Source organism: Streptomyces sp. NPDC001922 (genome assembly GCF_042891165.1).
Taxonomy (GTDB): domain Bacteria; phylum Actinomycetota; class Actinomycetes; order Streptomycetales; family Streptomycetaceae; genus Streptomyces.
The window spans coordinates 93039-118106 of sequence record NZ_JBIASV010000001.1 but is presented as its reverse complement, the minus strand read 5'-3'; the positions used below and the strand labels follow the sequence as shown (position 1 = coordinate 118106).

The following is a 25068-nucleotide window of genomic DNA, read 5'->3' as shown; positions in this document are numbered from 1 at the left end:
GCCCTGGCGGGCCACAAATACACGGCAGCTTCCGGAACCCCCCACCCCTGCGGCCCCGTCCCCCTCACGCCGGTGGTCGTCCATCGGTGGACGCCGGTGTCCGGTGCGGTGGGCGTCCGCTGGAGTCCTCCCCGCTGCGGCCTCCTTGGTCCGTGACGGTCTGTTCCGGTTCTGTGCCCCCGATGGCTGTCGGCTGGGTGGCGGGACGGGAAAGCCCGGCATTTCCGAGACTCCTCGGAAATGCCGGGCTTTCCCGTGTGTGGTGGTCGGGTGTCAGCCCTGTTCGCGCCAGCGGTTGGTGATCGGGAGGCGGCGGTCCTTGCCGAAACCTTTCGCCGAGATCTTCGTGCCCGGCGGGTACTGGCGGCGCTTGTACTCGGCCGTGTCGACCAGGCGCAGGATCCGGGTCACGAGGTCGGGGTCGAAGCCCGCGGCCACGATCTCCGCGCGGCCCTGGTCGCGGTCCACGTACCGTTCCAGGATCTGGTCGAGGATGTCGTAGTCGGGCAGGGAGTCCGTGTCGACCTGGCCCGGCCGGAGCTCGGCGCTCGGCGGCTTGGTGATCGAGTTCTCCGGGATGGGGGGCGTCTGCCCGCGCTCCTCGGCGGCCTGGTTGCGCCACGTGGCCAGGCGGAAGACCAGGGTCTTGTAGACGTCCTTGATCGGGCCGTAGGCGCCGACCGAGTCGCCGTACAGCGTGGAATAGCCGCAGGCCAGCTCGGACTTGTTGCCCGGGGCGAGGACGATGTGGCCCTCCTGGTTGGAGATGGCCATCAGCGTGGTGCCGCGCAGCCGCGACTGCAGGTTCTCCTCGGCGAGGCCGGTGAGGCCCAGGGCCGTCATGTAGCTGTCGAACATCGGGCCGATCGGCACCGTGCGGTAGTTCAGCCCGGTGCGGCGGGCGAGGTCGGCGGCGTCGTCCTTGGAGTGCTCGGAGGAGTAGCGCGAGGGCATGGAGACGCCGTACACGTTCTGCGCGCCGAGGGCGTCGCAGGCGATGGCCGCGACGAGCGCCGAGTCGATGCCGCCGGACAGGCCGATGAGGACGCTGCGGAAGCCGTTCTTGGCCGCGTACGCCCGCAGGCCGACGACCAGGGCCGAGTACACCTCCTCCGCGTCGTCCAGCCGGTCGGCGTAACCGCCGGCCAGCTCCGGCTCGTAGGCGGGGAGCGGGTCCGCGGAGAGTGTGACGTGCTCGATGCGCAGGCCGTCGTCGACGGTGCCCGACGGGGGCACGGGGGCCGCCGCCGGCAGGTCCAGGTCCAGCACCACGCAGCCCTCGGCGAACTGGGGGGCGCGGGCGATCACGTCGCCGTCGGGTGCCACCACGATGGAGTCGCCGTCGAAGACCAGCTCGTCCTGGCCGCCGATCATCGCCAGGTAGGCGGTCGTGCAGCCCGCCTCCTGTGCGCGCTTGCGCACCAGCTCCAGGCGGGTGTCGTCCTTCTCCCGCTCGTACGGCGAGGCGTTGATGGAGAGCAGCAGCCCGGCGCCGGCGGAGCGGGCGCCCGGGACACGGCCGCCGTCCTGCCACAGGTCCTCGCAGATGGCCAGCGCCACATCGACGCCGTGGACCCGGACGACGGGCAGGGAGTCGCCGGGGACGAAGTACCGGAACTCGTCGAAGACGCCGTAGTTGGGCAGGTGGTGCTTGGCGAAGGTCAGCGCGACCTCGCCGCGGTGCAGCACCGCCGCCCCGTTCTGCGGGGCACCGGCCGGCTGGCCGTAGCGCGGCTGGGCCCTGCCGGCCCGGTCCAGATAGCCGACCACGACCGGGAGTTCACCGAGCCCCTCGTCCGCGAGCCGGGCCGCCAGCGCACGCAGCGCGGCGCGCGACGCCTCGACGAAGGAGGAGCGCAGCGCGAGGTCCTCGACGGGGTAGCCGGTCAGCGCCATCTCCGGGAAGGCCACGAGGTGGGCCCCCTGCTCGGCGGAGTGCCGGGTCCAGTGGACGATCGTCTCGGCGTTCCCGGCGAGATCGCCGACGGTCGAGTCGATCTGATTCAGGGCGAGACGAAGTTGAGGCACCCCGTCAGTGTAATCGTCTTTCTGACGCGATCAGGGTGGGGAACCTCACCGAGCAGGGGCCACGCTGCGGAGTCCCGCCGTCCGCACCCTCGGAACGACGTCGTTGAGCTGCGGCAATAGCATGGCGTCCACTATGTCCCGTGCCTCGCGCCTCATCGCCGCCCTGCTCGCCCTCGGAGCTGTCACCTACACGGCCTGGACGCTGGAGGTGGTCCTGGCCACCGGCCTCGACCCCGCGGAGACCTACGTCAGCGAGCTCGCGGCGACCGACCAGCCGCTAGGCGCGCTGTTCCGGACCACCGATCTGATCGCCGGGCTGCTGTTCCTCGCCGCCGCCGTCACCGCGCTGCTCCAGGGGGACCGCGGGCCGCGGTGGACCATGGCCGGCTGGGCCGGCATGGCCGTCTTCGGCGCCGCCACCGCCGTCGACTCGCGCCTCCCGCTCAGCTGCGCGCCGATCGACGACCCCGGCTGCGCGGCACGGGAGCGCGCCGGACTGGTGCCCTTCACCCACGTGGCACACACCGTCAGCAGCTCGGTCGCGATAGGCGGGGCGCTCGTCGCCCTGGTGGCCCTGACCGTCGCCGCCCGCCGCTACGGGCGGTGGGCGCCGGTGGCCCGCTTCGGCCCGCATCTCGTCGCGGTCGAACTCCTCGCCAGCCTGTGGACGCTGGTGGCCGTCGCCGCGGTGGAGGCCGGCCGCGGACCGTGGTTCCTGGGCGCCGGCCAGCGGCTGCAGGTGCTGCTCATCGCCGTCTGGACCGTTCTGCTGGCGTCCGCGCTCGCCGGGCGGGAGCGCGCCGGGTGACCCGCCCCGGCATCCCCGGGCGGATGCTGCGCATCGACGGCCTGCCCACCCATGTGCTGTGCGAGGGGTCGGGCCCGGTCACCGTGCTGACCGGCGGACTCGGCAGCCCGTGGTTCGACTGGGACGAGGTCGTCCCGCTCCTCGCGCCGTACCGCACCGTGGTCCGCTTCGACCGCCCGGGCCTCGGGCTGAGCGCCCCCGCGGTGCGGGTCCCGACCGCCGCGGGCGAGGCCGCCCGGATCCGGCACGTCCTCGCCGCGCTCGGCCTGACCGGACGCTGCGAGATCGTCGGGCACTCGCTGGCCGGCTTCCACGCCGAGGCCTTCGCCCGGCTCCACCCGGAGCGGACGGCGGGCCTGGTCCTGGTGGAGAGCAGCGTCGTGGAGGACGGCCCGTCCCCCTTCCCCGCCGGGCTGCGCATCGGGGCCGCCCGCGCCCTGGGCGCCGCGCTCTCCGCCGCCGGCCTGCCCCGGCTGCTGGCCGGCACCGCCCGCCGCCTCACCGTCCGCACGGCGACCGTCCGCCACCACGACCCCGTACCGGACAAGCTGGTCCGCCGCTGCTACGGCACCAGCCGGACCCTGCACACCGTGCTGCTGGAGAACGCCACCTACCGCGACCTGGTGACCGAGACCGTCGCGCTGCGCGCCCGCCACCCGCTGCCGCCCGTTCCCGTCACCGTGCTCGCCGCGTACGACGCGAGCGAGTCCCCCCACGAGCTGCGCTGGCTCGACCAGCAGCGCCGGCTCGCCGCACTCCTCGGCGCGGAGTTCCGGCTGTCCGCCCCGGCCGGCCACCAACTGATGCTCGACGATCCGGCGGCCGTGGCGAGGGCCGTGCTGGGCAGGGGCCTGCCCTAGGTCCTCGGGCACAGCTTGTCGGACGGGGTACAGGGGGACGCCGGGTACGGTCGGGTGGGGCAGGGGCCGGACCGCGGGATCCGCGGCGGGGAGGCGTCGCAGCCGGATTGCACGGCCTTCCGCCCGGACGCGTAACCTGCTGGAAACCGCCCCCGGTGATACTGATGGTGGCCCCGCGATGTGACCGCCGGCGGTGCTGAACAGGCCGTCCGACCTGCAAGGAAGTAGCGATGGACAAGCAGCAGGAGTTCGTGCTCCGCACGCTCGAAGAGCGCGACATCCGCTTCGTACGCCTGTGGTTCACCGATGTGCTCGGGTTCCTCAAGTCGGTCGCCGTGGCCCCCGCCGAACTGGAGCAGGCCTTCGACGAGGGCATCGGCTTCGACGGTTCCGCGATCGAGGGCTTCGCCCGGGTCTACGAATCGGACATGATCGCCAAGCCCGATCCGGCCACCTTCCAGATCCTGCCCTGGCGCGCCGAGGCCCCCGGCACGGCCCGGATGTTCTGCGACATCCTGATGCCGGACGGCTCACCGTCGTACGCGGACCCCCGCTACGTCCTCAAGCGGATCCTGGCGAAGACCTCCGACCTCGGCTTCACCTTCTACACCCACCCCGAGATCGAGTTCTTCCTGCTCAAGGACAAGCCGGTGGACGGACGGCGGCCGATCCCGGCGGACTCCTCCGGCTACTTCGACCACACCCCGCAGAACGTCGGCATGGACTTCCGCCGACAGGCGATCACCATGCTCGAGTCCATGGGGATCTCCGTGGAGTTCTCCCACCACGAGGGCGCGCCCGGACAGCAGGAGATCGACCTGCGGTACGCGGACGCCCTGTCCACGGCCGACAACATCATGACGTTCCGGCTGATCATGAAGCAGGTCGCGCTGGAACAGGGCGTGCAGGCCACCTTCATGCCGAAGCCGTTCTCGGAGTTCCCCGGCTCCGGCATGCACACCCATCTGTCGCTGTTCGAGGGCGACCGCAACGCTTTCCACGAGTCCGGCGCCGAGTACCAGCTCTCGAAGGTCGGCAAGTCCTTCATCGCGGGCCTGCTGCGGCACGCGGGCGAGATCGCGGCCGTCACCAACCAGTGGGTGAACTCCTACAAGCGCATCTGGGGCGGCTCGCAGCGCACCGCGGGCGCGGGCGGCGAGGCCCCCTCGTACATCTGCTGGGGCCACAACAACCGCTCGGCCCTCATCCGCGTGCCCATGTACAAGCCGGGCAAGACGGTCTCCACCCGGGTCGAGGTCCGCTCCCTGGACTCCGGCGCCAACCCCTACCTGGCGTACGCGGTGCTGCTCGCCGCCGGGCTCAAGGGCATCGAGGAGGACTACGAGCTGCCGGCGGGCGCGGACGACGACGTGTGGGCGCTGAGCGACGCGGAGCGCCGCGCCATGGGCATCGAGCCGTTGCCGCAGAACCTGGGCGAGGCCATCTCGCTGATGGAGCGCAGCGAACTCGTCGCGGAGACACTGGGCGAGCACGTCTTCGACTTCTTCCTGCGCAACAAGAAGCAGGAGTGGGAGGAGTACCGCTCCGAGGTCACGGCGTTCGAGCTGCGGAAGAACCTGCCGGTGCTCTGAGCGCGGGCCGGTGCGTACGCGCTGACCGCTGACCGCTGATCCGGGCCGATGGCGGAATGCCGTCGGCCCGGAGGCGTTTCGCCGGTGAGCCGCTTGCCGGTGAACCGCTCTCCGGTCCCGGATCCGGAGTCCGGCGTGAGCCCGGGGCGACCTGCGGGAAGTCCAGCGCGACCCCTGTGTCCGGGCCGTTCCGCTGCGTTATGTTGGAACGTCAGGGGCACGGGGGGTGCCTCGCGGCACAGGGGGAGGAACGGTGTCGGAGGATCAGGAACTGCCGGACCAGGGGGCGTCGGACGCGCAGTCGTCGAATCCCGCGTCGTCGGGCCAGGAGTCATCGAACCAAGAGTCGTCGGATCCCGAGGGTCAGGAACTGCCCTACCGGGAGACGTCGGACCCGGAGTGGAACCGGGTGGCGGCCGGTACGGCGGCGGTGAGCCTGCACCCGGACGAGCGGACTCCCGAGGTGATCGTGGTGAGCGGGCCCTGCCCCCGCTGCGGGCACCCGAGTGTGTTCTCCGAGCGGCTCGTCGCCTACTCCAGCGCCATCATGTCCGGGGGCGGACTCCGCCGTGGCCTGCTGTCCCGGGCGCTGTACCGGGCCACCGCCCAGCAGGGTGCGCGGCAGGTCGAGGTGATCTGCGGCTGCCGCACCGACCACGACGAGACGGGGGAGCGCAAGGGCTGCGGCGCCTCCTGGGTGCTGCACGTCGAATGGGGCGTGTGACATGGCGATCCGGGTCACGCCCGGGATACCCAGTACGCCCGCCAGCCGGCTCCGGGCCGACGAGGCCCGCCGGCTGCTGGAGGACGAGCTGACCCGGGTCCGCGCACAGGCGGAGAGCTGGCGCAACGGTCTCGCCGCGCTGCTCGCCCTGCTGACGTCCGTCGGCGTGGTCAAGGGACCGGACCAGGTGCACACACTGACCGGCTGGTCGCGCGGCGCCGTGGGGTTGCTGCTGCTCACCGGCCTGCTGCTGTCCGCGGCGGGCGCGTTCTGGGCCATGCGGGCCGCCTTCGGACTGCCCCGGCGTCGGGTGGCGGAGAGCTCGCTGGAGGAACTGCTCACCCGTCAGCGGCTCAGTGTGCGCCGCGCGGTCACGGATCTGCGCCGGGCGATCGTCGCCGGGTTCACGGCGCTCGCGGTGGTGGCCGCGGGTGTCGGGCTCACCTGGTACGGCAGCCGGGCGGACAAGGCCGGATTCCGGGTCGTCGACACCCGGGGCACGGTGCTTTGCGGCCCGTTGGTGGGCTGGGACGCCAAGAAGGGCGTGCGGGTACGGGTCCAGGGCGTGGAGCGGAAAGTCCCCATGCCGCGGGTCGCCTCGGCGAAGCCGGTGAAGAGCTGCCCGTAGCGGGGACGTTCGGGGAGACGTCGAAGACGCCCCGCCCCGGCCAGGCCGTCACAGCCAGCGGGCGTCCGGCTGTGCACCCCGGCGGTGCAGCTCCAGGACCGCCGGGGCGGTGTTCTCCCACAGCAGGTTCACGATGTCCTGGATCCCTGTGCCCAGCATGATCGCCGACTCGGCGTGCTCCTCGGCGTTCTGCTGGAGGTTCATGCGCAGCAGCTTGCGCCGGTCACTGGCCGGCGGGTGCGTGGTGGCCGTCCCGACGGTGTCCTCCCCGCGGATGAGCAGGGACAATGCCCGGTTCAGCACCTCGTAGGCGGAGAAGAACAGCTCGACGCCGGCGTGGCTGAGCGCGACGTCGTGGCGCTTCTCCACCATCGCCGACACCGACAGGGACCAGCCGATCAGATCGGCGACGAACTCCTTCTCCCAGCTCCAGGTGGCCTCCGACACGGCGGGCCCCGCGGTGCCCAGCAGCCGCCGGGGAGCGGTGCCGTCGGCGAGATGGCCGTCGGCGACATGGCCGTACTCGTGGCCCAGGACGAAGAGTTCCAGCCCGTTGCGGAGTGTCGAGGCCAGGGGGTTGAGCTCGGGCGGGACGAAGTACTGCGGCGCGGCCCCCGGCGAGCCGCGCAGCACGTAGGCGAGGACGACTTCGCGGAACCGCTGCAGGGCCGCGGGGGAGTCCCGGAGGTGGCGCCGCACGCTGTCGATGTCGTGGGAGAACCTCAGCATCCCGTCCTCCGCCTCTTCGAACGGGATGGCCAGGGCCACGGCCTTGCTGAACAGGTTGGCGAAGTTGAGGAGTTGATCCTCGAAGACCACGAGATGCGCGTCGGTGTCGGGGACGAGAATCGTGATGGCGTTGATCTCGCCGGTGGCCAGCGTGCCCAGCATGGGCCGGGTGAAGGGCGACGGAACGTGACGTTCCAGAGTGTCCGCGAGGGAGTGGATCAGGTGGTACCACTCCCACGTCTCGTGCGGGCCGAGCGGAGGCCAGTGATCCGGAATGTGACGGGCCGCCGCGATGACGGCGTCCAGTTCCTCCTCGGTCGCATGCGGGACGATGCCCCGGGCCATGGTCCGCAGGGCCTCATCGGAGTGCTCGTGCTCTGCCGGGCCGTCGCCCCGGGCCTCGGCAATCGTCGCCTGGAGTTTCCAGAGAAAGTTCCGTGCGCGGTCCGGCTCATGCGTCAATGTTCCGCCCCCCTGTTCAGCGGCTTTCGGCCCCGGTCCGGGGCCGTTGTGGCATCGGTCGTGTGCCTGTGCGGCCGGATGTGTGTCGGGCGTGACGCCCGGTTCGCTGCGGGGACCGCCGTCAGAGCCAGCGGACGTCCGGACGCCGGCCCCCGCGGTGCATCTCCAGGACCAGGGGAGCGGTGCTCTTCCACATGGTGTCCACGATTTCCTGGATGCCGTTGGCCAGGCCGATGGCCGATTCGGCGTGCTCCGGCACGCTCTGCTGGAGGTTGATGCGCAGGAGTTCCCGCCGGTCACTGGCCGGCGGGTGCGTGGTGGACGTGCCGACGGTGTCCGTCCCGCGCATGAGCAGGGACAGCGCCCGGTTCAGGACTTCATAGGCCGAGAAGAACAATTCGACCCCCGCATGGCTGAGGGCGAGGTCGTATCGCTGCTCATTCATCGCGGACATGGAGAGATTCCAGCCGATCAGATCGGCGATGTGTTCCTTCTCCCAGCTCCAGGTGGCTTCTGCCACGTCGGGGCCCGAGGTCCCCAGCAGCCGCCGCGACGCGGTGCCGTCGGCCAGGTGGCCGTCCAGGACATGGCCGTATTCGTGGCCCAGGACGAAGAGTTCCAGCCCGTTGCGGAGGATCGAGGCGAGCCCGCTGACCTGGGGCGACGCGAAGTACTGCGGAGCGCTTCCCGGCTCGCCGTGCAGCAGATAGGCGAACACGACCTCGCGGAAGCGCTCCAGCGCCTCCGGGGATTCCCGGAGGTGGCGATGGACCTCGTCCATGTCGACGGAGAAGCGCAGCATCCCGTCGTCGCCACCTTCGAACGGCATGGCCAGGGCCACGGCTTTGCTGAACAGGTTGGCGAAGTTGAGGAGTTGATCCTCGAAGACCACGAGATGCGCGTCGGAACCGGGGACGAGGAGTGTGACGGCATTGATCTCGCCGGTGACGAGGGTGCCCAGCGTCGGCCGGACGAAGGGCGGCCGGATATGGCGCTCCAGCGTGTCGGCGAGCGTATGGATCAGCCAGTAGCCGCCCATGTCCTCATGGGGGCCTCTCCGGGGCCAGTGCTCCGGGATCTGGTTCGACGACGCGATGATGGCGTCCAGTTGCTCCTCGGTCGCGCCGGGCATGACGCCCTTCGCGATGCTGCGCATGAACGCGTCGTTCTGCTGAGGCGGCGCCCAGCCGCGCGCCTCGGCCACCCGTGCCTGCAACTTCCAGAGGAAAGCCCGCGCCTGCTCGGTTTCCGGCATCAACTCTCCGCCCCCCGTTCCTTGCTCTCAGTATTGTCCGACACACGGGTCGGCATGTCCGCTGTTGCCGGAAAGAGATGTGGCGGGCGACAGTTCTGCTTGCACTTGCTTCCGGTTGTATTGCGCGGAATGCCGTTTCCGGAGGGGGTGGCGGGCATGAACGGGCCTCCGGTGGCTTTCCGGCTTGCGACTTCAGGGCGTTGACTGGGCTCGAACAGCAGCCGACGAGGGGAACGGACATGTCGCCGAAGGTGCCGAGGCACATGCAGGAGCGGTTCGGCGGTGGGCCGACGAGCACTGCCTGGTGCACGATCGGCAGCATTCCCGAGGACGCCACCGGTCGGCGTCGGAGGCCCGGATGACCGGGGCGCGGGAGGCCGTCGCCGCCAGGCATCGGTGACGCCGCAGCGGTCCGCGCCTCTCGGCCGGTGACGGGCTCCGGAGGTCCGTAGCCCCGCATCACCTCCCCTCCCGGGGTGGTGCTCACGGCTTCTCCTGGAGCCGTGAGCACCCGCACACACCGGCCCTCCGCCCCGTCGGCATTCGGCCCCCGGCCCTCCTCGTCCGCCGTCCGGCCTTCGGCGCGCCCGTCCCCGGCCTCCCCACCCCGGCCTCCCCACCCCGACACCTTCACCCCCACTCCCCGCCCCCGGCTCCCCACCGGACGAGCCCTCCCGCACGGTGATCGATCATGGAACCCCCGCACGTCGAAATATGCTGGGAACACCGCCCCGGACACCCGCCGGGCGGGCCGCGCCGGACGGGTCCGGGCGGTTAGGCTCGTGACCGGTCCCGTCCGGGTTCCGCACGGGACACGGGCACGACGGCGCGGGCGGCGGTGCGGGCGAGGGTGCCCGTGACCGCACCCGCCGGGAGCACCTGGGAGCCCCCGGGAGCGACCGGGCGCGGAAGGCGGGCCGGGGCCGGGCCGGCGGCAGGCCGGCCCCCATGGGACGGGAGGCGGCGGTGGCGCAGGTACCGCAGGGACGCAGGAGCAGCACCTTCACCCGGCTGCTCCGGCACGGATTCACCGACCCCTCGGCGGCGGAGCGGCTGCTCGACGCCCCCGAGTTCTCGGCCTTCAGCACCGACCCCGTGCTGCTCGACGCGCTCGGTGCCACCGCCGACCCCGACCTGGCGCTGATGGGCCTGGTGCGGCTCGTCGAGGGGCTGGCCCTGCGGGACGAGGTGCGGGCCGCCTCCGGCGAGAACGGCGGGCCCACCGAGACGCGGACGCTGCTGGACACCCTGATCGGCTCCAAGCCGCTGCGCGACCGGCTGCTCGGGGTGCTGGGCGCCTCCGAGGCGCTCGGCGACCACCTGTCGCGGCACCCCCTCGACTGGCACGCCCTCGTCACCTACGAGTCCGCCGACCTGCACCCCGGCGTCGACGAGTTCGAGCGGATGCTGGACGAGGCCCGGGACGCCGACACCCTCCGCGCCGCCTACCGGCGCTGCCTGCTCACCATCGCGGCCCGCGACGTCTGCGGCACCATCGACGTCGCCGACAGCGCCGCCGAGCTGGCCGACCTGGCCACCGCCACGCTGCGCGCCGCGCTGGCCATCGCCGACGCCCACGAGCCGTCCGACGCCCGGATGTGCCGCCTCGCCGTGATCGCCATGGGCAAGTGCGGCGGCAACGAGCTCAACTACGTGTCCGACGTGGACGTCATCTTCGTCGCCGAGCCGGTGGACGGCGCCGAGGAGTCCAAGGCGATGCAGGCCGCCACCCGGCTCGCCTCCCACATGATGCGGATCTGCTCCGACACCACCGCCGAGGGCACCATCTGGCCGGTCGACGCCAACCTGCGCCCCGAGGGCCGCAACGGCCCGCTGGTCCGCACCCTCTCCAGCCACCTCGCCTACTACCAGCGCTGGGCCAAGACCTGGGAGTTCCAGGCGCTGCTCAAGGCCCGGCCGGTCGCCGGCGACATGGCGCTGGGCCAGGAGTACCTGGACGCGGTGGACCCCCTGGTCTGGCAGGCCGCCGAGCGGGAGAACTTCGTCCCCGACGTGCAGCAGATGCGCCGCCGCGTCGTCGACAACATCCCCCCGGCGCAGATCGACCGCGAGCTGAAGCTCGGGCCGGGCGGGCTGCGGGACGTGGAGTTCGCCGTCCAGCTGCTCCAGCTCGTGCACGGACGCACGGACGCCACCCTGCGCAGCGGCGCCACCCTCGACGCCCTGGCCGCGCTCGCCGCGGGCGGCTACGTGGGGCGCGCGGACGCCGCCTCGCTCGACGCCGCGTACCGCTTCCTGCGCTCGATGGAGCACCGCATCCAGCTGTACCGGCTGCGCCGCACCCACCTCGTCCCCGAGGACGAGGCCGACCTGCGCCGCCTCGGCCGCTCCCTGGGCCTGCGGACCGAACCGGTCACCACCCTCCGCAAGGAGTGGAAGCGCCATGCGCGCGAGGTGCGGCGGCTGCACGAGAAGCTCTTCTACCGGCCGCTGCTCGACGCGGTCGCCCAGCTCGACCCGGGGGAGGCCCGGCTCAGCCCGCGGGCCGCCCGGCAGCGCCTCGAAGCACTCGGCTACGCCGACCCCGGCGCCGCGCTGCGGCACTTGGAGGCGCTGGCCTCCGGGGTGACCCGCAAGGCGGCGATCCAGCGCACCCTGCTGCCCGTCCTCCTCGGCTGGTTCGCCGACTCGGCCGACCCGGACGCGGGGCTGCTCAACTTCCGCAAGGTGTCCGACGCGTTGGGCCGGACCCCCTGGTACCTGCGGCTGCTGCGGGACGAAGGGGCGGCGGCGGAGAACCTCGCCCGGGTGCTGTCCGCCGGGCGGCTCGCCCCCGACCTGCTGCTGCGGGCCCCCGAGGCGGTCGCCCTGCTCGGCGACCCGGAGGGCCTCAACCCCCGCGACCACCGGCACCTGGAACAGGAGATCCTCGCCGCCGTGGGCCGTGCCGACGGGCCCGAGGCGGCGGTGGCCGCGGCCCGAGGGGTGCGGCGCCGGGAGCTGTTCCGCACCGCCGCGGCCGACCTCATCGGCTCCTACGGCACCGAGGGCGGCGCCGACCAGGAGGCCGGCTACTCGCTGACCGGCAGTGGCGCCGTGGACCTGGTCGGCGGCGCGATCAGCACCATCAGCGCGGTGACGATCGCGGGCGCGCTGCGCGCCGCCGTCCGCGCCACCTGGGGCGACGAGCTGCCCACCCGGTTCGCCGTGATCGGCATGGGCCGCTTCGGCGGCCAGGAGCTCAGCTACGGCTCGGACGCCGATGTGCTCTTCGTCCACGAGCCGCGCGAGGGGGTCGACGAACACGAGGCCGCCCAGGCGGCGTTCGCCGTCGCCAACGAGATGCGCCGGCTGCTCCAGCTCCCCACCGCCGACCCGCCGCTGCTGATCGACGCCGATCTGCGGCCGGAGGGCAAGTCCGGTCCGCTGGTCCGCACCCTGGCCTCGTACGCCGCCTACTACCGGCGCTGGTCGCTGATCTGGGAGAGCCAGGCGCTGCTGCGCGCCGAGCCCGTCGCGGGCGATCCGGACCTGGGCCGGCGGTTCATCGAGCTGGTCGACCCGCTGCGCTACCCGGCCGAGGGCCTCGGCGAGGACGCCGTACGGGAGATCCGCCGGCTCAAGGCCCGGATGGAGTCCGAGCGGCTGCCCCGGGGCGCGGACCGGACCACCCACACCAAGCTGGGCCGCGGCGGTCTCTCCGACGTCGAGTGGACCGTCCAGCTCCTGCAGATGCAGCACGGCTGGGCCGAGCCGGGCCTGCGCACCACCCGCACCCGCGAGGCACTGCACGCCGCGCACGCCGCCGGGCTCATCGTCACCGAGAACGCGGAGATCCTGGACGAGGCCTGGGTGCTGGCCGCCCGGGTGCGCAACGCGGTGATGCTGGTGCGCGGCCGGCCCGGCGACACGTTCCCCACCGACGGGCGGGAGCTCGCGGCGGTGGGCCGCTACCTGGGGTACGAGCCGGGCCACGTCGGCGAGATGCTGGACGACTACCGGCGGATCACCCGGAGGGCACGCGGTGTCGTGGAGGAGCTGTTCTACGGGGCGTGACGGCCGGGACAGGCCATGGGCGCGACGGCCCGGACCAGGCACGGGCGCGACCGGCCGAAAAGATCACGACGGGCCGGAAGAGAGCACGGCGGGCGGATCCCGCACGGGCGTGACGGGCACCGGAGCCCTGAGCGCACCAGCTGCCCGGCCCGCGCACCGGAGATCTGCGCAGAGCAGCCGGCGGGGCCCGCGCACCGGGACACCGGGCACGGGGCGACCGGCGTCGGCCGGCCTCCCCCTCAGACCGGGCGCAGTTCCGGCTGCACCGGCACCTGGCGCGGCAGCCGGTACGCCATCGTGCCGTACCAGGCGTACGACAGCGCGAAGCCGAAGGCCAGGCACATCAGCCCGCCGACCGCGTCCAGCCAGAAGTGGTTCGCGGTGGCGACGATGACCACCAGGGTCAGCGCCGGATAGGCGATGCCCACCACTTTCAGCCACAGCGGGCGGGCCAGCATCACGATGGTGATGCCGCACCACACCGACCAGCCGATGTGCATCGACGGCATCGCCGCGTACTGGTTGGACATGGCGGCCAGGTTGCCGGACGCCATCGACCCCCAGGTCTCGTGCACCAGCACGGTGTCGACGAACCCGCCGTGCGGCATCAGCCGCGGCGGCGCCAGAGGATAGAGGTAGTAGCCGAGGAGCGCGACCCCGGTGGTGGCGAACAGCACCAGCCGGGTCGCCGCGTAACGCCCGGGATGCCACCGGTACAGCCACACCAGGACCACGATGGTCACGACGAAGTGCAGCGTCGCGTAGTAGTAGTTCATGGCGACGATCAGCCATTCCACCGAGTTCACGGCGTGGTTGACCGTTCGCTCCACGGCGATGCCGAGGACTTCCTCCACCCGCCAGATCCAGTCGGCGTTGCGCAGGGCCTCGGTCTTCTGCTCCGGGACCGCGTTGCGGATCAGCGAGTACGTCCAGTAACTCATCGCGATCAGCAGGATCTCGAACCACAGCCGGGGATGGCGAGGAGTGCGCAGCCGGACCGTCAGGGTGTGCGTCACTGCGGGGCGGTCCGAACGCTCCTCGATGGGTGGCGGGGTGGTGGCCGACCTGCGGCCTTCCAGAGTCCTCACAGATACTTCACCCATAGCGGGACAGTCTGCCAGATCGTCGCCTCCGACAGATCATTCGCCGGTCGGTTCCTCTTCACCCACGCTACGCCTGGAGGAGGAGGTCTGCCCGCCCGGTGCGGCCGCCGTGGAACCCCGCACCACGAGCTCCGGAAGGAAGACGAACTCGTTGTGCAGCGGCTCCGGGGCACCGCCCTGAGCCGCCCCGGAGAGGGTGCCGCCGATCTCCTCCAGCAGCGCCCGGACCGCCGCCTGCCCCATGGCCGGCACCGGCTGCCGGATCGTGGTCAGGGGAGGATCGGTGAACGCGATCAGGGGGGAGTCGTCGAAGCCGATCACCGAGATGTCCCGCGGCACGTCCAGGCCGCGCTGCCGGGCGGCGCGGATCGCGCCGAGCGCCATCATGTCGCTGGCGCACACCACGGCCGTGCAGCCGCGGTCGATCAGCGCGGAGGCGGCCGCCTGGCCGCCCTCCAGGGAGAACAGCGAGTGCTGCACCAGCGTCTCGGCCCGGGCCGCCGAGTAGCCGAGCAGCTCGTCCATGCTCTGCAGGAAGCCCTCTATCTTCCGCTGCACCGGGACGAACCGCTGCGGCCCCAGCGCCAGCCCGACCCGCTCGTGGCCGAGCGCCGCGAGATGGGTGACCGCCAGCCGCATCGCCGCCCGGTCGTCGGGTGAGACGAACGGCGCCCTGATCTTCGGGGAGAAGCCGTTGATCAGGACGAACGGCACGCCCTGGCCGCGCAGCTGCTCGTACCGCTGCGCGTCGGCGGAGGTGTCGGCGTGCAGCCCGGAGATGAAGATGATCCCGGCGACCCCGCGGTCCACCAGCAGTTCGGTCAGCTCGTCCTCGGTGGCGCCGCCCGGCGTCTGGGTGGCGAGCACCGGCGTGTACCCCTCGCGGGTCAGCGCCTGCCCGATCACCTGCGCGAACGCCGGGAAGATCGGATTGTCCAGCTCCGGGGTGATCAGCCCGACCAGGCCGGCGCTGCGCTGCCGCAGCCGGACCGGCCGTTCGTAGCCCAGCACGTCCAGCGCGGCCAGCACGGACTGGCGGGTGGTCGCGGCCACGCCCGGCTTGCCGTTGAGGACCCGGCTCACCGTCGCTTCGCTGACCCCCGCCTGGGCTGCGATATCAGCAAGTCGCGCGGTCACGGGATGGGACTGTACCGGTCGCATCTCAGACCGCCCACCACACACAGGAATCGGCCGGAATGCGGACGGTTCCTTCCGCGCTGCGTCCCTCGGGGATCAGGATGGCCAGCGGCGAGGTGGACAGCAGCGGACGGCCCGGCACCGGCAGTTCGACCTCCCGGTCCAGGGTGTTGAGCGTGCACACGAATCCCGGGCGGGACACCGCCAGCACTCCCTCCGGTGCGTCCAGCCAGGCCATCGGGCCGTCGCCCAGCCCGGGCAGCTCCCGGCGCAGCACCAGGGCCGAGCGGTACAGCTCCAGTGTGGACCGCGGATCGCCGGACTGCGCCTCGACCGACAGCTCCTGCCAGGCCTCGGGCTGCGGCAGCCAGCTGCCGCCCGGCCCGAAGCCGTACGGGGCCCGGTCGCCGGACCAGGGGATCGGCACCCGGCAGCCGTCCCGGGTGCCGTCCTGGCTGCCCGCCCGGAAGAACGCCGGGTCCTGGCGCACCTCGTCCGGCAGGTCCAGCACCTCCGGCAGCCCCAGCTCCTCGCCCTGGTAGACGTAGGTGGAACCGGGCAGGGCGAGCATCAGCAGCGCCGCCGCGCGGGCCCGGCGCAGCCCCGGCTCGCCGCCGCCGTAGCGGGTGGTGTGCCGGACGACGTCGTGGTTGGACAGCACCCAGGTGGTGGGCGCCCCCACCGAGGCCGTCGCCTCCAGTGACGCATCGATCACCGTGCGCATCGAGCCCGCGTCCCAGTCGCAGGTCAGGAACTGGAAGTTGAACGCCTGGTGCAGCTCGTCCGGCCGGACGTACAGCGCCAGCCGCTCCGAGGTGGGCGCCCAGGCCTCGGCGACGCCGATCCGGTCGCTGCCGTAGGAGTCCAGCAGCTTCCGCCAGGAGCGGTGGATGGCGTGCACCCCGTCCTGGTCGAAGAACGGCAGCACCTGGGCGCCGATCAGCTTGGCCTGCTCGCTGCGCCCGATGTCGGGCAGCCCCGCGGCCTTGACCATGCCGTGCGCGACATCGATCCGGAAGCCGTCCACCCCGAGGTCCAGCCAGAAGCGCAGGATCGACTCGAACTCCTCCCGCACCTCCTCGTTGTCCCAGTTGAGGTCCGGCTGCTCGGGGGCGAAGAGGTGCAGGTACCACTCGCCGGGGGTGCCGTCCGGGCCGCAGGTCCGGGTCCAGGCCGGGCCGCCGAACACCGACTCCCAGTCGTTCGGGGGCAGTTCGCCGTGCTCGCCCTGTCCCGGCCGGAAGTGGTAGCGGTCCCGGGAGGCCGCGCCCGCCCCCTCGTCGAGCGCGGCCCGGAACCACACGTGCTGGTCGGAGGTGTGGTTCGGGACGATGTCCACGATCACCTTGAGTCCGAGCTCGTGCGCCGTGCGCACCAGGTCGTCCGCGTCCGACAGGGAGCCGAACAGCGGGTCCACGGCGCGGTAGTCGGCGACGTCGTACCCGCCGTCCGCCTGCGGCGAGGCGAAGAAGGGGGTGAGCCACACGGCGTCCACCCCGAGCTCCGCGAGGTACGGCAGCCGCTCCCGGATGCCGCGCAGGTCACCGATGCCGTCGCCGTCGCTGTCCGCGAACGAGCGCACGTACACCTGGTAGATGACGGCACTGCGCCACCACCCCTGGGTGTGCGGCCCGGCCGTCTGCTCGCGGACGGTAGGGGCGAGGTCCTGGGTCATGGTGCGTTCCCCATCGGGTCGGCCCGTCAACGGGCTTCATGTGCAAGGAGTCGGTCGGTCCGGCGCGCCGCGCGGACCGGGGATACGGGCCGGTCAGCCCTTGGTGCCGCCCGCCGTGAGGCCGGCGACGAGGTGTTTCTGGGCGAAGAAGAACATCAGGCCGGCCGGCACGGTGATCAGCACCGAGGAGGCCGTCATCAGGCCCCACTCGGCCCGGTGCGGGCCGACGAAGGTCTGCAGTCCGACGGCGAGGGTGTAGTTCTCCTCGCTGGACATGAACTGGGTGGCGTAGGCGACCTCGCTCCACGCCGTGATGAAGGAGTAGAACGCGGTGACCGCCAGGCCGGGCCGGGCCAGCGGCACGATCAGCCGCCAGAAGGTGCCGAACGGGGTGAGCCCGTCGACCCGCCCCGACTCGTCGATCTCCGCGGGCACGGTGTCGAAGTACCCCTTGAGCATCCAGGCGCAGAACGGCACCGACACCGAGCAGTAGGTGAGGATCAGACCGCCGTAGCTGTCCAGCAGCCCCAGCTTCCCCAGGGTGTTGTACAGCGGCACGATCAGCACCGCGACCGGGAACATCTGGAACATCAGGAACGACCACATCAGGGACTTGTGGCCGGGGAAGCGCATCCGGGACACCGCGTACCCGGCGCTGGCCGAGATGAGCACCCCGACCACCGTGGTGCCGCCCGCCACGACCAGCGAGTTGCCGAACCAGGTCAGGAACTCCGTCTCGCCCAGCACCCGGCTGTAGTTGCCCAGCGAGAAGCCGGACATCTCCATGGGGTGCGTCCAGCCGTTCTCCCCGCGCAGCGACACCAGGACGATGAAGGCCACCGGGAAGAGCGCGATCAGCGCGGCCAGGGCCAGGGCGGCGTGCAGGGCGACCGACGAGGCCCGGGAGCGCTCCCCGCGGCCCCGGACGCGTACGGCAGTGGTGCTCATCGGGCGGTCTCCTGACGGGTCGGCATTCTGCGGTAGAAGACGGAGAAGACCAGCAGCAGGGAGAGGATGACCATGCCGTAGGTGGCCGATCCCGCGTAGTCGCGGACCCCCTGGAACGCCAGCCGGTAGGCGTAGGTCACCAGGATCTCGCTCTCGGTGCCGCCGGCCTGCCCGATCACCAGGTAGATGATCGGGAACATGTTGAAGGTCCAGATGGTGCCCAGCAGGATGACGGTGCTGCTGACCGGGCGGAGGCCGGGCAGGGTGACGTTCCGGAACCGCTGCCAGGGCGACGCCCCGTCCATCTCGGCCGCCTCGTGCAGCTCCCGGGGTATGGACTGCAGACCGCCGAGGATCGCCACCATCATGAACGGCACACCCAGCCAGGTGTTGACCCCGATCACCGAGATCTTCTGGATCACCGGGTCGCCCAGCCAGTCCACCGGGCCCGCCCCGGCCTTCGCCAGCAGGGCGTTGAGGACGCCGTTCTGGCTGTTGTACATCAGCTTCCAGGCGAACGCGGCGACGAACGCCGGAACCGCCCAGGGCAGGATCAGCAGCACCCGGTAGAGCGAACGGCCCTTCAGCGGCCGGTTGAGCAGCATCGCCAGCCCCAGACCGATGCCGTAGTGCAGGAACACGCAGCTCGCGGTCCAGATCACCGTCCAGCCCAGCCGCGGGTAGAACGACCCCTCCTTGCCGGAGAGGATGTTCCAGTAGTTCTCCAGCCCCACGAACGAGTAACTGGCCGGCACCTCGAAGTTCCCGATGGTGCGGCCGATGTTGGCCTCATTGGCGTCGGTGAAGGACAGATACAGGCCGCGGCCGAGCGGATACCCGACGAGGACGGCCAGCACCACGACGACGGGCAGCACCATCGCCCAGGCGTACCAGTGGGTGGCGAACGAGCGCCGGGCCCGGGTGAGCGGCCCGGGGCGCGGGCCGCGCTCCGGGGGCCGGGTGCTCCCGGCACCGGCGGTGCTCCGGGGCGGGGTGACGGCTGTGGTCATGGCTCCAGGGCTTTCTGCGAGCGGGGCGGGCGGGAACCGGCTCGGCCGGCCGGGCGCGTGGGGTCCGCCCACGCGAGCGGGGCGGACCCCCGGCCGGCCGAGCCGGAGACTGTCACTCGCCGGTCTTGTAGTCCTTGATCAGCTTGGTCTGCCACTCCTCCGCCAGGGCGTCGAGCCCGGCCTTCGGCGACATCTGGCCGCGCAGGATCTTCACGTAGTGCTGGTCGTAGGCGACGAAGAGATCACCGACACCCGGGATGGCCGGACGCGCCTTGGAGGTGGCTAGCGCGTCCTGGAAGGCCTTCTTCACCGGGTCGGCCGTCACCGCCGCGGTGTACGCCGACGTGCGGGTCGGCAGGGTGCCGAGCTCGGTGGCGGTGTACTCCTGGCTCTTCCTGGACGTCATGAACTTTACGAAGAGCAGCGAGGCGTCGAGGTTCTTCGTCCCCCGGTAGACGGTGTAGTTGTGGCCGCCGATGGGCGCCGCGCCCTTGCCCGAGGAGCCGGCCGGGATGGGGGCGATGCCCAGGTTCTTCTTGTCCTCGAACGCCTTGCCGGTGTAGTCCTCGGCCGTCGACCAGGGGCCGTTGACGACCATGGCGACCTTGCCGTCCTTGAAGGCGGTCTGCATGTTGACGTAGCCGTCGGTGGTGGCCGGCTTCAGCGAGACACCGGACTTCACCATCTTCAGGGCCGTCTCGATGCCCTTGACGGCCTCGGGGGAGTTCACGGTGATCTTCTTGTTCCCGACGTCGAGCATGTCACCGCCCTCGCCGTAGACGAACGGCAGGGAGAAGTAGCCCTCGGGGTTGAGCTGGGTGCCCGCGACCCCGGTCTTCTTCTTGATCTTCTTCGCGGTCTCGGCGAACTCCTCCCAGGTGGCCGGGGGCTTGCTGATCCCGGCCTTCTTGAACAGTTCCTTGTTGTAGAGGAGACCCAGGGTGTCGGTGACCTGCGGGACGCCGACGGTCTGCCCCTTGTAGCGGGCGGTGGACAGCGGACCCGGCAGGTAGTCCGCCTTGCCGTCCAGAGCGACGGTGCCGTCCAGCGGCTGGAGCAGCCCGAGGTTGGCGAAGCCGGCGGTCCAGCCGACGTCGGTGCGCATCACATCGGGTGCGCCCTTCCCGGCCTGGGCGGCGGTCTTGAACTTCTGCTCGGCGGCGTCGAAGGACACCGGCACCCGCTTGACCTGGATCTTCGGGTACTTCTTCTCGAAGTCGGCGATCAGCTTCCCGTACGCCGGGCCCTCGGCCTCGTTGGAGGTGTCCCACCAGGTGACGGTGCCGGACACGTTGCCCGGGTCCTTGGCGGCCTTCGAGCCGTCACCGCCGGTGTCGGCCGTCTCCCCACCGCAGGCCGTCGCCGCCAGAGCCAGCACGCCGGCCACCGCGGCGACCGATATGCCTCGACGCATATGGATCTCCTCAATGAGTGTGACCCGGCGAGTCCCTGGGTGGTCCGGGCTGGGCAGGAACGTAACAGGCTGAAATCTCTTGCGAAAGACCTTGCAACGAGAAAACGGCGTGATTTCACCGTTGTGACCTCCCTGTGTCCCGGGGGTTGACCCCGCAGGTCGGGGCTCGTACGGTCTCGACCGCAGCACGGCGGCTGCCGTCTTGCTGCAAGAACCATCACTCAAGGGCCTTACGGGCAGGGCGCGTTGCCGCAAGGCTGCACCGTCACCCCCCACCTCCCGAAGGAGGAGGCCCCCCACATGGCCAGTACCGTCAGCAGGTCTCTCGCCGTCGCCCTCGCCGTCACGGCGGGGGTGGCGACCGCCGTCGTCGCCCCGGGCACCGCCCCGCGGGCGCAGGCGTCCCCGCCGGGGGACAAGGACGTCACCGCCGTCCTCTTCGAGTGGCGTTTCGACGACGTCGCCCGGGAGTGCCGGAAGACCCTCGGCCCCGCCGGATACGGCGCCGTCCAGGTCTCACCGCCCCAGGAACACATCAAGGGGTCCCAGTGGTGGACCTCGTACCAGCCCGTCGGATACCGGATCGCCGGACGGCTCGGCGACCGCGCCGCCTTCCAGGAGATGGTCGGCGCCTGCCACTCCGCGGGCGTGAAGGTCGTCGCCGACTCCGTGATCAACCACATGTCCGCCGGCTCCGGAACCGGCACCGACGGCACCGCCTACACCAAGTACGACTACCCCGGCACCTACCGCCCGCAGGACATGGACGACTGCCGGTCGGAGATCGGCGGCTACGGCGACCGGGCCGAGGTGCAGAACTGCGAACTCTCCGGCCTCGCCGACCTCGACACCGGCGAGGAGCACGTCCGCTCCCGCATCGCCGGCTACCTGAACGACCTGCTCTCCCTCGGCGTCGACGGCCTGCGGATCGACGCCGCCAAGCACATACCCGCCACCGACCTCGCGGCGGTCAGGAAGAAGCTGAAGGACCCGGACGCGTACTGGAAGCAGGAGGTGATCCACGGCGCCGGGGAGGCCGTCTCCCCCGACGAGTACCTCGGCACCGGCGACGTCCAGGAGTTCCGCTACGCCCGCGACCTCAAGCGGGTCTTCACCGGCGAGCAGCTGTCGTACCTGAAGAACTACGGCGCCGGCTGGGGCTATCCGGACAGCGGCAAGGCCTCGGTCTTCGTCGCCAACCACGACACCGAGCGGGCCGGCGACACCCTCAGCTACAAGGACGGCGCCGACTACACCCTCGCGCACGTCTTCATGCTCGCCTGGCCCTACGGCTCCCCGGACGTCCACTCCGGCTACGAGTGGTCCGACAAGGACGCCGGACCGCCCAACGGCGGCTCGGTGAAGGCCTGTTACGCCGACGGCTGGAAGTGCCAGCACGCCTGGCCCGAGATCGCCCGCATGGTCGGCTTCCGCAACACCGTGCGCGGCACCGCCGTCACCCACTGGTGGGACAACGGCAACGACGCCATCGCCTTCGGCCGGGGCAACAAGGGCTTCGTCGCCGTCAACCACGAGAAGAAGGCCCTGTCCCGGACCTTCACCAGCTCGCTCCCCGCCGGCGACTACTGCGATGTGCAGAGCGGGCGGAACGTCACCGTCGACGGCTCCGGAAAGTTCACCGCCACCCTCGGCGCCGACACCGCGCTCGCCCTGCACACCGGGGCGCGCCGCTGCTGACCGCCTGAACCACCCCGGCAACCGACCCGGCCGCCCGGCGCGCGCCCGCGCACCGGGCGGCCTCCCGTATCCCCTCGAGGAGACCGTCCGTGATCCGCCCCTCTCCGCGCAGAACGGCGGCCGTCGTCGCGGCCGCCCTGTGCGCGGCCCTCGCACCGGCCGTCCCGGCCACCGCCGCACCGGACCTGGACCTCGGCGCAGCCCGGGCCCAGTGGATCGACCGCTCCACCGTGGTCTGGAAGGAGCAGGCCACCGGTACCGCCACCCGGCAGCTCGTCTACGCCCCGCGCGGCGGCATCACCGTCGAGAACGGCGACCTGTCCGACGCGGACCACCGGCTCCGGCTGACCCCCTCCACCCTGACCGACGCACAGCGCGCGAAGTACCCGCACCTCAAGGACTATCCGGCTTTCACCGTCGACCCGCGCGACCGGGACCGCGTCCGCGCCGCCCTCCGCGGCCAGCTCGTCGCCACCCAGCGGTCCGCGTCCGGCACCCTGCTGGCCGCGACCGGCGTCCAGATACCGGGCGCCCTGGACGACCTCTACGGAACGAACGCCTCCCGCACAGAACTCGGCCCGGTCTTCACCGGCGGCCGCCCCGCCCTCTCCGTGTGGGCCCCCACCGCGCGCACCGTCGCCCTCGAACTCGGCGGCCGGACGCACCGCATGCACCGCGACGCCCGCACCGGCGTCTGGTCCGTGACCGGCCCGAAGAGCTGGGCGGGCGAGCCCTACCGCTACGCGGTGACCGTCTGGGCCCCGACCGTGCGGAGACTCGTCACCAACCACGTCACCGACCCCTACTCCACCGCCCTGACCACCGACTCCCGCCGCAGCCTCGCCGTCGACATGGACGACCCCCGGCTCGCGCCCCCGGGCTGGTCCACGCTGCGCAAGCCCGCCCCCGTGCCCCTGCGCGCCGCCCGGATCCAGGAACTCCACATCCGCGACTTCTCCGTGGCCGACCGCACCAACCGGCACCCCGGCGGCTACCTCGCCTTCACCGACCGGCGCTCCGCCGGCGTCCGGCACCTCAGGAAACTCGCCCAGGCCGGAACCTCGTACGTCCACCTCCTCCCGGCCTTCGACATCGGCACCATCCCCGAGCGCCGCCGGGACACCCCCGACTGCGACCCGGCCGCCTACCCCGCCGACTCCGAGCAGCAGCAGGAGTGCGTCACCCGGGGCGCCGCCGGCGACGCCTACAACTGGGGCTACGACCCGCTGCACCACACCGTCCCCGAGGGCTCCTACGCCACCGACCCCGACGGCCCCCGCCGCACCGTGGAGTTCCGCCGCATGGTGCAGGCCCTCAACCGCACCGGGCTGCGCACCGTGATGGACGTCGTCTACAACCACACCGTGGCCAGCGGCCAGCACAACACGTCGATTCTGGACCGGATCGTCCCCGGCTACTACCAGCGCCTGCTGGCCGACGGCTCGGTCGCCCATTCCACCTGCTGCGCCAACACCGCACCCGAACACACCATGATGGGCAAACTCGTCGTCGACTCGGTCGTCACCTGGGCCAGGCAGTACAAGGTCGACGGTTTCCGCTTCGACCTCATGGGCCACCACCCGAAGGCGAACATCCTCGCCGTCCGCAAGGCCCTCGACGCGCTCACCCCCGCCGAGGACGGCGTCGACGGCAGGAAGATCGTCCTCTACGGCGAGGGCTGGAACTTCGGCGAGGTCGCGGACGACGCCCGCTTCCCCCAGGCCACCCAGCGGAACATGGCCGGCACCGGCATCGCCACCTTCAGCGACCGGGCGCGCGACGCGGTACGCGGCGGCGGCCCGTTCGACGAGGACCCCCGAGTACAGGGCTTCGCCTCCGGTCTCTTCACCGACCCCAACGGCTCACCCGCCAACGGCACCCGCGCCGAACAACGGGCACGGCTCCGCCACGCCCAGGACCTCATCAAGGTCGGCCTCACCGGCAACCTCGCGGACTTCACCTTCACCGACTCCTCCGGCACCCGCGTCAAGGGCTCGGAGGTCGACTACAACGGCGCCCCCGCCGGCTACGCCCGGGCTCCCGGCGACGCCCTCGCCTACGCCGACGCCCACGACAACGAGACGCTCTACGACGCCCTGGCCTTCAAACTCCCGCAGCGCACCACCGGCGCGGACCGGGCCAGAATGCAGGTCCTGGCCATGGCCACCGCCGCCCTCTCGCAAGGCCCGGCGCTCTCCCAGGCCGGCACCGACCTGCTGCGCTCCAAGTCGCTGGACCGCAACTCCTTCGACAGCGGCGACTGGTTCAACGCCATCCACTTCAGCTGCGGCCCGGCGGCCAACGGCTTCGGCCGCGGCCTGCCCCCGGCAGCGGACAACAAGGCCAAGTGGCCCTACGCCAAACCGCTCCTCGCCGACCCGGCCCTCCGCGCGACCTGCCCGGACATCCGCTCCGCCGGTGCCGCCTACCGCGACCTGCTGCGCATCGCCACCAGCGAGAAGTCCTTCCGGCTGGCCACGGCCGACGCCGTCCAGTCGGACCTCTCCTTCCCGCTCTCGGGCACGGAGGAGACCCCGGGCGTGATCACCATGCGCCTCGGCAAGCTCCTGGTGATCTTCAACGCCTCCCCGGACCGCCAGGAACAGCACCTCACCACGGCCCGCCCGTACCGCCTCCACCCCGTCCAGGCCCACGGCAGCGACCCGGTCGTGAAGACCGCAACCCACACCGACAACACCTTCACGGTCCCGCCCCGCACGGTCGCGGTGTTCCGGGCGGACTGACAGCGGACCCGGGCAGGTGCTGCTCCAACGAATGCGGCGCGTCCATGAACGGAAAGCCGCCGACGGACGGGCCGAACCAGCGAACAGCCCACCCGGGGAGAGCCGCTGACGAGAGGGGAGGGGGCCGGGGCCGGAGGGGTGGGGGGGTGCGGGAGCTTCCGTGTATTTGTGGGGCGCCCGGCCCCGGAAAATAAGTTGCGGGCGCCCCCCCCCCCCCGCGCGCCCCCCCCCCGCCC

The 25068-nt window shown here is 71.8% G+C and carries 16 protein-coding genes and 1 pseudogene; 8 read left to right on the top strand and 9 right to left on the bottom strand.

Annotated features, from left to right (window positions below; all coding sequences use genetic code 11):
• Window positions 1-273: 273 nt before the first annotated feature.
• The gene (locus ACFYYR_RS00480; RefSeq protein ID WP_388845071.1) at window positions 274-2028 is read right to left on the bottom strand and encodes an NAD+ synthase; all 1755 of its coding nucleotides are present in this window, start codon (window positions 2026-2028) and stop codon (window positions 274-276) included.
• Between the two features lie 133 nt (window positions 2029-2161).
• On the opposite strand from ACFYYR_RS00480, the gene ACFYYR_RS00475 reads away from it, so the two are divergent.
• From ACFYYR_RS00475 to ACFYYR_RS00455, 5 genes are all read left to right on the top strand, one after another.
• Window positions 2162-2836 carry a DUF998 domain-containing protein gene (locus tag ACFYYR_RS00475; RefSeq protein ID WP_388845068.1) on the top strand — a complete coding sequence of 225 codons (675 nt, stop codon included), beginning with the start codon at window positions 2162-2164 and terminating at the stop codon, window positions 2834-2836.
• A gap of 23 nt (window positions 2837-2859) precedes the next feature.
• The gene (locus ACFYYR_RS00470; protein WP_388846391.1) at window positions 2860-3696 is read left to right on the top strand and encodes an alpha/beta fold hydrolase; all 837 of its coding nucleotides are present in this window, start codon (window positions 2860-2862) and stop codon (window positions 3694-3696) included.
• 230 nt (window positions 3697-3926) lie between these two features.
• Complete coding sequence (glnA, locus tag ACFYYR_RS00465) at window positions 3927-5288, top strand: type I glutamate--ammonia ligase (protein WP_351515342.1); 1362 nt, start codon at window positions 3927-3929, stop codon at window positions 5286-5288.
• 253 nt (window positions 5289-5541) lie between these two features.
• Entirely contained in the window at window positions 5542-6012 is a 471-nt protein-coding gene (locus ACFYYR_RS00460) for a hypothetical protein (RefSeq protein WP_388845065.1), read from the top strand.
• A gap of 1 nt (window position 6013) precedes the next feature.
• Entirely contained in the window at window positions 6014-6640 is a 627-nt protein-coding gene (locus ACFYYR_RS00455; RefSeq protein ID WP_388845062.1) for a hypothetical protein, read from the top strand.
• A 48-nt stretch (window positions 6641-6688) separates the two neighbouring features.
• On the opposite strand, the gene ACFYYR_RS00450 is transcribed toward ACFYYR_RS00455, so the two are convergent.
• Both ACFYYR_RS00450 and ACFYYR_RS00445 read right to left on the bottom strand, forming a co-directional pair.
• Window positions 6689-7831 carry a hypothetical protein gene (locus tag ACFYYR_RS00450; RefSeq protein ID WP_388845059.1) on the bottom strand — a complete coding sequence of 381 codons (1143 nt, stop codon included), beginning with the start codon at window positions 7829-7831 and terminating at the stop codon, window positions 6689-6691.
• A 121-nt stretch (window positions 7832-7952) separates the two neighbouring features.
• A complete protein-coding gene (locus tag ACFYYR_RS00445; protein ID WP_388845056.1) occupies window positions 7953-9086 on the bottom strand; it encodes a hypothetical protein in 1134 nt (377 codons plus the stop codon).
• 948 nt (window positions 9087-10034) lie between these two features.
• On the opposite strand from ACFYYR_RS00445, the gene ACFYYR_RS00440 reads away from it, so the two are divergent.
• A complete protein-coding gene (locus ACFYYR_RS00440) occupies window positions 10035-13103 on the top strand; it encodes a bifunctional [glutamine synthetase] adenylyltransferase/[glutamine synthetase]-adenylyl-L-tyrosine phosphorylase (RefSeq protein WP_388845053.1) in 3069 nt (1022 codons plus the stop codon).
• A gap of 239 nt (window positions 13104-13342) precedes the next feature.
• Here the strand turns inward: ACFYYR_RS00440 and ACFYYR_RS00435 are convergent, their stop codons facing one another.
• From ACFYYR_RS00435 to ACFYYR_RS00410, 6 genes are all read right to left on the bottom strand, one after another.
• Complete coding sequence (locus tag ACFYYR_RS00435; RefSeq protein ID WP_388845051.1) at window positions 13343-14206, bottom strand: phosphatase PAP2 family protein; 864 nt, start codon at window positions 14204-14206, stop codon at window positions 13343-13345.
• 36 nt (window positions 14207-14242) lie between these two features.
• The gene (locus ACFYYR_RS00430; protein ID WP_388845048.1) at window positions 14243-15343 is read right to left on the bottom strand and encodes a LacI family DNA-binding transcriptional regulator; all 1101 of its coding nucleotides are present in this window, start codon (window positions 15341-15343) and stop codon (window positions 14243-14245) included.
• Window positions 15344-15368: 25 nt separating this feature from the next.
• Window positions 15369-17018: a glycoside hydrolase family 13 protein gene (locus ACFYYR_RS00425; protein WP_388845045.1), complete on the bottom strand. Its 1650-nt coding sequence runs from the start codon at window positions 17016-17018 to the stop codon at window positions 15369-15371.
• 93 nt (window positions 17019-17111) lie between these two features.
• A complete protein-coding gene (locus ACFYYR_RS00420; protein ID WP_388845042.1) occupies window positions 17112-17966 on the bottom strand; it encodes a sugar ABC transporter permease in 855 nt (284 codons plus the stop codon).
• Complete coding sequence (locus tag ACFYYR_RS00415; RefSeq protein WP_388845039.1) at window positions 17963-18976, bottom strand: carbohydrate ABC transporter permease; 1014 nt, start codon at window positions 18974-18976, stop codon at window positions 17963-17965. The genes ACFYYR_RS00420 and ACFYYR_RS00415 overlap by 4 nt, the downstream gene beginning before the upstream one ends.
• Before the next feature lie 112 nt (window positions 18977-19088).
• The gene (locus ACFYYR_RS00410; RefSeq protein ID WP_388845037.1) at window positions 19089-20390 is read right to left on the bottom strand and encodes an extracellular solute-binding protein; all 1302 of its coding nucleotides are present in this window, start codon (window positions 20388-20390) and stop codon (window positions 19089-19091) included.
• Window positions 20391-20690: 300 nt separating this feature from the next.
• Between ACFYYR_RS00410 and ACFYYR_RS00405 the strand changes: the two are divergent.
• A pseudogene (locus ACFYYR_RS00405) lies at window positions 20691-22085 on the top strand (alpha-amylase family protein); the annotation flags it as partial.
• A 71-nt stretch (window positions 22086-22156) separates the two neighbouring features.
• Complete coding sequence (gene pulA / locus ACFYYR_RS00400) at window positions 22157-24832, top strand: pullulanase-type alpha-1,6-glucosidase (RefSeq protein WP_388846389.1); 2676 nt, start codon at window positions 22157-22159, stop codon at window positions 24830-24832.
• Window positions 24833-25068 lie beyond the last annotated feature (236 nt).

What these genes read in the sequence shown, in the direction of transcription:
- ACFYYR_RS00470 (WP_388846391.1), top strand. Translation starts at nt 2,860, where the DNA reads ATGCTGCGCATCGACGGCCTGCCCACCCATGTGCTGTGCGAGGGGTCG.
- ACFYYR_RS00445 (WP_388845056.1), bottom strand. Translation starts at nt 9,086, where the DNA reads ATGCCGGAAACCGAGCAGGCGCGGGCTTTCCTCTGGAAGTTGCAGGCA.
- ACFYYR_RS00475 (WP_388845068.1), top strand. Translation starts at nt 2,162, where the DNA reads ATGTCCCGTGCCTCGCGCCTCATCGCCGCCCTGCTCGCCCTCGGAGCT.
- ACFYYR_RS00435 (WP_388845051.1), bottom strand. Translation starts at nt 14,206, where the DNA reads ATGGGTGAAGTATCTGTGAGGACTCTGGAAGGCCGCAGGTCGGCCACC.
- glnA (WP_351515342.1), top strand. Translation starts at nt 3,927, where the DNA reads ATGGACAAGCAGCAGGAGTTCGTGCTCCGCACGCTCGAAGAGCGCGAC.
- ACFYYR_RS00440 (WP_388845053.1), top strand. Translation starts at nt 10,035, where the DNA reads ATGGGACGGGAGGCGGCGGTGGCGCAGGTACCGCAGGGACGCAGGAGC.
- ACFYYR_RS00420 (WP_388845042.1), bottom strand. Translation starts at nt 17,966, where the DNA reads ATGAGCACCACTGCCGTACGCGTCCGGGGCCGCGGGGAGCGCTCCCGG.
- ACFYYR_RS00410 (WP_388845037.1), bottom strand. Translation starts at nt 20,390, where the DNA reads ATGCGTCGAGGCATATCGGTCGCCGCGGTGGCCGGCGTGCTGGCTCTG.
- ACFYYR_RS00415 (WP_388845039.1), bottom strand. Translation starts at nt 18,976, where the DNA reads ATGACCACAGCCGTCACCCCGCCCCGGAGCACCGCCGGTGCCGGGAGC.
- ACFYYR_RS00425 (WP_388845045.1), bottom strand. Translation starts at nt 17,018, where the DNA reads ATGACCCAGGACCTCGCCCCTACCGTCCGCGAGCAGACGGCCGGGCCG.
- ACFYYR_RS00455 (WP_388845062.1), top strand. Translation starts at nt 6,014, where the DNA reads ATGGCGATCCGGGTCACGCCCGGGATACCCAGTACGCCCGCCAGCCGG.